This window comes from Allobosea sp. P4_E12, assembly GCF_056401655.1.
This window is the reverse complement of record NZ_JBFUIY010000084.1, coordinates 1-7,181: the sequence shown is the minus strand read 5'-3', so window position 1 is coordinate 7,181 and position 7,181 is coordinate 1. Positions and strand designations below refer to the sequence as shown.

The window sequence follows — 7,181 nt, the reverse complement described above, 5'->3', positions numbered from 1 at the left end:
CCGGTGCTCCGGGGGGGCCGAGCGGCATCATGTCGCCATCGGCATCATTGATGTAGGTCGGGGTCAGCAGCCGCGGGAAGATTCCGTCCGCAGCGCCAGCCTGGCTCTGACCTGGAAGGAGATGATTGTTACTGCCATCGACCGTTCTAAGGCCGATTGGCAGCAAGGATGCATCTTGACCGATAATATCGACAAGACTTTCACCCGCAACGTTACGCTCTGCAACCTTGATTTGCTCAAGAATCTTGTTCAGATCGGCGAGATTGACCACAAAGCTCGAAGCCATGATGGACCCCAAATTGCAAAACGCGGATTAATATTAGGGGCACATTAACTCCACCAACGTATAGGTGGTTAGAGGACAAGGTCACGGTATTTTCGGGACCAGCGCGTGCCTTTGGGGGGCCGCTGGTCTGTGGTCCATTGGGGCCGAAACCTCCGACCTTGGTCTGAGGGCGTGGCAGCGAAACCTGCGACCATGGTCCGGTTCGTTCGGCTCTCTCGGTGCCGCAACCAGGCGGGCGATGACGCTGTCAGGCGTCGGTTCCATCGCACCATTGACGTTCAAGTCCGCCGTCTACGATCCGACACGGCTCCGGCCGTCAAAAACAGTGGCGGCCCACTTCGTGCTCACGCCGCACCACGACCAGTCAGGCGAGCGCGACAACCTGGGGCGGACATCGAAAGCCGGCGATGCCGAGGGGCGCTCGGCGCTGTTCCTGGCCGCCAACACGATCATGAACGGTCGAGGACAATCGTCGCCGCTGCGCAAGTTCGGCGCGCGGCTTTCCCGGCTGAAGGGCCGCAGGCGCGTGATCGTCGCGGTGGCCCGCAAGCTCTCGCGGGCGTGCTGCACTGGAGGTGGACCGCCGGCCCCATGTTACTCGAGCCGGCTGACCGCGCGAGAAATTCGATGCTGTCCACCGCCATCCGAAACTGACCCCCAAGCCGTTTCCTCTCAGGCGGTTGCGGGTTGATGCGTCGCGGCGGCCTTTTGCAAAAGGCCGCTGCGACGCTTTTCACGGAAGCTGCACTACGTGGGTTAGTGAGATTCCTTTGGCGCGCTAATCCGAGCTCGGATGCGATCCTGATTGGAGGCCTCGAGGCCGCTACAGACAGCGCCAGCGAGCGTCATCGTCAGCGCCCGCCTTCGGCAACAGCCTCTTGAGTTAGGTATCAGCCTCGTCAGCCTGAAAGGATAGTCGCAGCTTTTGATACACCGCCTGCTGCTGCCCCCCGCAATCTCGCTACAGATATTCTTTGCCGAAGGACCTGGCGCCCCCTGATAAGCTCAGCATGCAGAGAATGATGGCCCGCCTCGGTTGTCCGCTCTGGGATCGGCAAATTTTACGCTCTTGCATTCGGGGTCAAAGCTTGAAACCCTGGTCGTTCGTGCTGCGGTTGGGTGGGGAACCCCTAACGGAGGAAGCCGATGCGGCAACTAGCGATGGACAAGCCGATCATGGTCTCAGGCCATAATGTCGAGCTTGGGGACGCGCTCCGCGAATTCGCCGAGCGCAAGATCGAAGAGACCGCCGGGAAATATTTCGGGCGGATCACCGAGGCGACGGTGCAATTCAAGAAGACGGGGGCCTTCTACGCCTGCGCAATCCGGTTCCGCTCGCGTGGCATGCAAAACCTCGCCGCCGAGCACGAGAACGTAGAAATCTACACTGCCTTCAACATCTGCCTCGAAAAGCTCTCGAAACAGCTTCGCCGCGCCAAGCGCCAAATGCGCGAGGACAAGGCGCAGCGTCCCGACAAGGTCGCCATGGTGAATGAAGGGCTGCGCGCACCGCCGCTTCCGGCCTCCGATCTCGGCGAGGAGGAGAGCTACAATCCCGCCGCCGTGCCCACCGATCCCTATGCAAAGGCACTGATGCAGGCGAGCAAAGCCGACATCGAAGCCCGCCACACCGATCCCCGCCGGGAAGCAGTCGAGTAACGCCCGACCCTACGAGGGGTCAGAACAAGAGCTGCTCAAAATCTTACGCTAAGGTCGAACGGAGCATGAACATCATGCGGCGGTCGAATTAGTGCTGGCAGGGCTTGCCACGGCGCCAGTCTCGGGATGGGTAGCCGACTGTGAAGCATCGAGACGTGGCTGTGCCACATTCTTCGACAGACAGGAGAACCGTTCCGGAGGCTCGCAAATAGCACTGTACAAACCAGTTCCAATTGGCACAATCTCTGCTTCCAGCTTTCGTCCTCAGTGTTTTGAGCAAGGCATGCAGCGGCGGGCCATCTTCGTCACCTCTCCGCTCAAGGCTGAGCCTGTCCCTCGCATCCACCAAGCTGCCGGGTTCGAGGCCGAGGTTGCCTTCAATCCGGATCTAGTGCCGCCGACGCGTCACATCGCCGACCGCAAGATCGTTTTATCGTTCCAGCGAAAATCGGAACGGGAAGCACGCTGGCGAAGTCCCCTTGCCCGTGGGGCGATCCTCTTGGACTTTCCCGCTGGCCTTATCGATAGTGACATCGTCATCAGCACCAGTCGCGGCGTCCATGCCAAGCCGTCGGCTGAATTCGCCATGATGGCGATGCTGATCCGATGTGAAGCGTCATTCCTACCTGAGCCCCGCAGTAGTCCAAGACTGAGCTGGCAGACTGCCCAGTCGAGCGAGAACTTCGGACGGTGGCGAGGCTGTGATTGGCCGGCTTGGATTGATTGTGCCGACTGGCCTTCCGTGATGAACGACGTCCCGACTGTCATTCCATTTTTGCAGATAATCCGCTTTTCCGCGGTGGACGGCTTCGAAAAATCTTTGGAGGGCGAACAATGAGCAAAGGCGAGCGGGGCATGTTGATCAATAGGTTTCTAGGCGCAGCATCTTTGGCTTTGGGGCTCGCCGCGGCCACGCTGGCGTCGGCTCAGACCCTGACTGTGGGCGTACGTGCAGGTCCGGAATCGATGGACCCACATTTCAGCGCGCTCGGTGTCCATGTCGAGGCGCTCAAGCATGTCTTCGACACGCTGGTCAAGTCCAACGAGAAGCTGCAGGTCGAGCCGGGGCTAGCCGAGTCATGGAAGCCGGTCGATGCAACCACTTGGGAGTTCAAGCTCCGCAAGGGCGTGAAATTCCACGACGGCTCGGATTTCACCGCAGAGGACGTGAAGTTCTCGATCGAGCGCATCGCCAATGTCACCGGCCCCAATCCGGCGACGCTCTACACCCGACGCGTCAAGGAGGTGAAGATCGTCGATGCCTTCACCGTCCATCTGCTGACCGAGGGCGCCGCGCCGACCCTGCCCAACGATCTTGTCAGGCTGTTCATCGTTTCTTCCAAGGCGGCTGCCGGTCTCAATCGCGAGACCTCAAACGAAGCCTTCAACTCCGGAAAGGCCGCGATCGGAACCGGGCCCTATAAACTCGTCTCCTGGACCCCGAAGGCTGATCTGACGCTCGACCGCTTCGAGGGTTATTGGGCCGGCCCGCAGCCCTGGCAGCGGGTCGTGCGCAAGGAGATCGCCAATGACGCGGCGCGCGTTGCTCAATTGCGCGCTCGACAGGTCGACATGATTGCGCGCGTTTCGGCCAACGACGTCGCCTCGCTGCAGAAGGACGCCAAGCTCAGCGTACCGACGCAGGACACCATCTTCGTCTTCCTGCTTGATTTCGATCTACGCGAGAAGACGCCGCAGGTCAGCGCCAAGGATGGCTCAGCACTGCCCGCAAACCCGTTCCGGGATCCGCGCGTGCGCGAGGCGATCGACCTCGCCATCGACCGTAGCCAGCTTGGCGAGATCGCGATGGACGGCATGGGTTCGCCGGCGACGCAGCTCGTCTCGCAGGGCATATTCGGCTACAATGACAACATTCCCGCCACCAAGGCCAACCTAGAGCGTTCGCGTCAGTTGCTTAAGGAGGCCGGCTACCCCAATGGCTTCAAGTTCACCCTGAGCTTTACCGTGGATCGTCTCCCGGGCGACCGCGAAATCGGCACGACACTGGTCCAGATGCTGGCGCGGGTCGGAATCGACGTCGCCGCCAACGGCGTTCCGGTCTCCATCCTGTTCTCGGCCCGACCACGAGGCGAGCTGTCGGCGACCATGGCCGGCTGGGGCACGATAACCGGGGAGGCCTACTACACCTATTCGGCCATCGCCCATTCCAACGATCCCGCCAAGAAGCTCGGACAGTTCAACTGGCGCGCCTATGCCAACCCGGAGGTCGATCAGCTGATCGACGATGCTGGCGGAGAGCTCGACGATGCCAAGCGCCGCGACATGCTGAACAAGGCCGCTGGCCTCTTCATGAAGGATCGTGCGACGCTGCCGCTGACCGTAATCAAGTATGCTTGGGCCGTCTGGAAGGATCGGGCCCAAACCGTGCGACTACGCAGCGACGAGGAGACGCTGGCGATGGACATCGTGCCTGTGAAGTGAGAAGCCGACACTGGTAGTTTCAATCGTTGCGCGGAGTCAGTCGAGCCGCGCGACGATCCCCTTGGCGGCTTCGGAGGCTGCCGGAAACCGCTCCATGATCTGCGGATCATGCCCCGGGATCACCAGCCGGGGATCACTGGCGAGTTCGCGCAGGCGCTTGAAGCCTTCCAGCGTTGCGCCGACATTGTAGATCCACGGGAACGGGATATCCCGCTCGAAATTCTCGAAGAAATGGGTCGCGTCCGAAGCGAGCACGAGCCAGCCCTTTCGCGTCTTCACGCGCACAACCTGCTGCCCCTCGGTATGGCCGCCGACGCGGTGGAGCGTGATCCCGGGTGCGAGCATGCCCTCGTCCGTGTGATAAGCGACGCGCCCTTCGAAGAGCTTGCGCACCGTCGCGGCGATGTCCTCTGGATCGTACCCACCGCGCAGCATGCCGTGGCACATGCACGGGCCGGTGGCATAGGCCATCTCCGACGTCTGGAGATGAAACCGCGCCTGCGGGAACAGATGCTGGTTGCCGCAGTGGTCGTAGTGCAAATGCGTCAGCACAACGTCGCGAATGGACGCGGGTTCGATGCCGAGGAGCGCGAGCCCTTCACTCGGACAGCGCAGATGCTGGCGGCCGCGGGTGCGCGCTACATCGGCATTGAAGCCCGTATCAACGACGACAGCGCCCGACGGACCCCTGATCACGAAGACGAAGTAGTCAAACGGCATCGGCCCGTCATGGGCATCGCCACCCAGGAAATTCTCGCTGCGCCTGCGCGCCGCGTGGTGGGCGAAGCGGATGGCGTAAACTTCGTGAATCGGCAGATCGGTCATGAGCGCGGCCTCGATCAGGTGATGGTCAACCCGCCATCGACTGTGATGGTCGAGCCTGTGACATAGGACGCTCCCTCGCCCGCGAGATAGACGACGGCCCCTGCGACGTCCTCGGGGAGTCCCGCGCGGCCCAAGGGGATCGGCGCGAGCTTGCGGGCGCGAACCTCCGGATCGGCGAGCATGTGGCGATTGATATCGGTCTCGATCGTACCCGGAGCGACGAGGTTGACGGTAATACCGTGAGGAGCGAGCTCGAGAGCCATGGCGCGGGCCAACATCATCACGCCGCCCTTAGTCGCAACGTAATGGGCAATGTCAGGGTTAGCATGGGCCTGGTTAACCGACGAGACCATGATGATCCGGGCCGGCCTGCGATGGCCGATCATGAGCTTGGCGGCTTCCTGCGAGCAGGCGAAATAACCCTGCAGATTCACAGCATGGATACTGGCCCAGTCCTCGTCAGTGATGTCGAGGAAGGGCTTTCGCTGGATCTTGGCGGCGTTGCAGACGAGGATGCCGAGACCGCCCAACGCCTTGTCCGCCTGCCTTACTGCGGCGCGGGCGGCGGCCGCATCGCCCATATCGGCATGCACGAGCACCGTGTTTCGGCCGAGTGCGCGGATCTCCGTGGCGAGCGTCTCGGCGGCCGATTCACTTCGATACCAGTGAAGCGCGACGTCGGCACCTTCGCGCGCCAGCGCCAGCGCAATCCCGCGCCCAATCCCTTGGCTGTCGGCCCCGGTCACCAAGGCGGTCGTCGATGCAAGTGCCACAACTTATCCTATCAGCTTTTGCCATTATCGGAGATCAGGAGGACCGCCGCGAGCCTACATGTGCGTCGGTGTGACTTGCCAATCCGTTATGGTTGCGGGTTCAATCCGTCAGTCGGATGGACTTCTCGCTGCACAGATCGATGAGGTCACTATCGCTCTCGACCTCGTCGCTGAACTTGGCAAGGACGGAGTAGCTGCAGCCCGTGGGCTTGTTCAGCTTGAGGGCAATGCTCTTGCCGGGCCCGAGCGGCTTGGTGAGCTTGGCGATCAGGCGCGGCTGCTCGCCCGACGTCGTGATTTCCAGGGAAGCCAGTGGCGCGGTACGCGCGTTCGTCACCTTGACTTGAGCCGGCGGCTTGGGTGATTGGGCGACCGCGGGAGCAGTCGCGAAGCAAACGAATAGGCCGGCGCCGAACAGGCCAGCAGAGATAACGGGCTTGAATTTCATTGTCGTTTCGTTCCCCGAATAGCGAGCTTGAAACGCTCTTGCATATCTCACAACGGCCTTTCGGCGAAAACAAGCAGTCAAAGAGGCTTGGAATGCCGGTAGCAGGTTGCGCCCGGCAGTCGAGTAGAAGCTGTCACCGTTCGATGCATGGATGAGCGGCGAAGCGCTCCTGTCGAGGAGAAGCGTGAACCCGCGGTTTAGATCAAGAAGTCAGTCGCACCCAATGATCTGATCTGCTTGAATGATGGCCGGAAATTCAAGGGCCTCAAACGTCGTCTGCTGACGTCTTACAATCTGTCGCCTGGCGATCACGCCAGAGGCCGTGCCTGCCGCTCTCGACCCAACTGCGTCTGACGGGCATTCTTGTGGATGTTCATCCGGTCCTCCTTCGATGGAGACTGAAGCTTCGCAACCTCAGCTTCCTCGCTCGGGACCGGATGGACAACCTATTGAGAGCTCACACCTAGGAGCCCGTCCGAGTAATCCTCTGGACCGGGTGGCTTCGGGATGATTCACTGGCTCATGGCCAAAGTGTTTCGCTCTTGGGATGTCGATCAGGGCTGGCTTTTGCCGCCTTCGCTGCATGAGTTCGTGCCGCCCGGTCACCTGGCGCATTTCGTCCGTGACACGGTGCGCGAAGGGCTCGACCTTTCGGCTATTATCGACAGCTACACCGAGGAGCGCGGCTATCCGCCCTACCATCCCGGCATGATGGTGGCCCTGCTTCTCTATGGCTACAGCCGAGCCG

At 61.4% G+C, this 7,181-nt stretch carries 10 protein-coding genes; 6 read left to right on the top strand and 4 right to left on the bottom strand.

Going from position 1 to position 7,181, the window contains the following annotated elements:
- A partial coding sequence (locus tag AC1DW9_RS35825) for a hypothetical protein (protein WP_476855372.1) occupies window positions 1-286 on the bottom strand: 286 nt, incomplete at its 3' end.
- Between the two features lie 238 nt (window positions 287-524).
- Between AC1DW9_RS35825 and AC1DW9_RS35820 the strand changes: the two genes are divergently transcribed.
- The 4 genes from AC1DW9_RS35820 (at window position 525) to AC1DW9_RS35805 (ending at window position 4,387) form a co-directional block, all read left to right on the top strand.
- Window positions 525-977, top strand: a complete 453-nt coding sequence (locus AC1DW9_RS35820) for a transposase (protein WP_476777523.1) — start codon at window positions 525-527, stop codon at window positions 975-977.
- 455 nt (window positions 978-1,432) lie between these two features.
- Window positions 1,433-1,945 carry a ribosome hibernation-promoting factor, HPF/YfiA family gene (gene hpf, locus AC1DW9_RS35815; RefSeq protein WP_441509097.1) on the top strand — a complete coding sequence of 171 codons (513 nt, stop codon included), beginning with the start codon at window positions 1,433-1,435 and terminating at the stop codon, window positions 1,943-1,945.
- A gap of 283 nt (window positions 1,946-2,228) precedes the next feature.
- Window positions 2,229-2,783, top strand: a complete 555-nt coding sequence (locus AC1DW9_RS35810) for a Rossmann-fold NAD(P)-binding domain-containing protein (RefSeq protein WP_441509096.1) — start codon at window positions 2,229-2,231, stop codon at window positions 2,781-2,783.
- A 128-nt stretch (window positions 2,784-2,911) separates the two neighbouring features.
- Window positions 2,912-4,387 (top strand): ABC transporter substrate-binding protein, encoded by a 1,476-nt coding sequence (locus AC1DW9_RS35805; RefSeq protein WP_476855371.1) that lies wholly within the window; start codon window positions 2,912-2,914, stop codon window positions 4,385-4,387.
- A 36-nt stretch (window positions 4,388-4,423) separates the two neighbouring features.
- Here AC1DW9_RS35805 and AC1DW9_RS35800 read toward each other — a convergent pair whose 3' ends face one another.
- The 3 genes from AC1DW9_RS35800 to AC1DW9_RS35790 all read right to left on the bottom strand — a co-directional run bounded on the left by AC1DW9_RS35800 (window position 4,424) and on the right by AC1DW9_RS35790 (window position 6,433).
- On the bottom strand, window positions 4,424-5,212 hold the full coding sequence (locus tag AC1DW9_RS35800; RefSeq protein WP_441509094.1) for an N-acyl homoserine lactonase family protein: 789 nt from the start codon (window positions 5,210-5,212) through the stop codon (window positions 4,424-4,426).
- Between the two features lie 14 nt (window positions 5,213-5,226).
- Window positions 5,227-5,985, bottom strand: coding sequence for an SDR family NAD(P)-dependent oxidoreductase (locus AC1DW9_RS35795; RefSeq protein ID WP_476855370.1), 759 nt, complete (start codon window positions 5,983-5,985; stop codon window positions 5,227-5,229).
- Between the two features lie 100 nt (window positions 5,986-6,085).
- Window positions 6,086-6,433, bottom strand: coding sequence for a hypothetical protein (locus AC1DW9_RS35790; RefSeq protein WP_441509092.1), 348 nt, complete (start codon window positions 6,431-6,433; stop codon window positions 6,086-6,088).
- A 201-nt stretch (window positions 6,434-6,634) separates the two neighbouring features.
- On the opposite strand from AC1DW9_RS35790, the gene AC1DW9_RS35785 reads away from it, so the two are divergent.
- A complete protein-coding gene (locus AC1DW9_RS35785; protein WP_441509100.1) occupies window positions 6,635-6,787 on the top strand; it encodes a MucR family transcriptional regulator in 153 nt (50 codons plus the stop codon).
- Window positions 6,788-6,955: 168 nt separating this feature from the next.
- Window positions 6,956-7,181 (top strand): transposase (locus tag AC1DW9_RS35780; RefSeq protein WP_476855369.1); only part of this gene is annotated, 226 nt, incomplete at its 3' end.

Coding starts and splice junctions, on each gene's coding strand:
- AC1DW9_RS35820 (WP_476777523.1), top strand. CDS start 525: ATGACGCTGTCAGGCGTCGGTTCCATCGCACCATTGACGTTCAAGTCC.
- hpf (WP_441509097.1), top strand. CDS start 1,433: ATGCGGCAACTAGCGATGGACAAGCCGATCATGGTCTCAGGCCATAAT.
- AC1DW9_RS35810 (WP_441509096.1), top strand. CDS start 2,229: ATGCAGCGGCGGGCCATCTTCGTCACCTCTCCGCTCAAGGCTGAGCCT.
- AC1DW9_RS35805 (WP_476855371.1), top strand. CDS start 2,912: ATGGACCCACATTTCAGCGCGCTCGGTGTCCATGTCGAGGCGCTCAAG.
- AC1DW9_RS35800 (WP_441509094.1), bottom strand. CDS start 5,212: ATGACCGATCTGCCGATTCACGAAGTTTACGCCATCCGCTTCGCCCAC.
- AC1DW9_RS35790 (WP_441509092.1), bottom strand. CDS start 6,433: ATGAAATTCAAGCCCGTTATCTCTGCTGGCCTGTTCGGCGCCGGCCTA.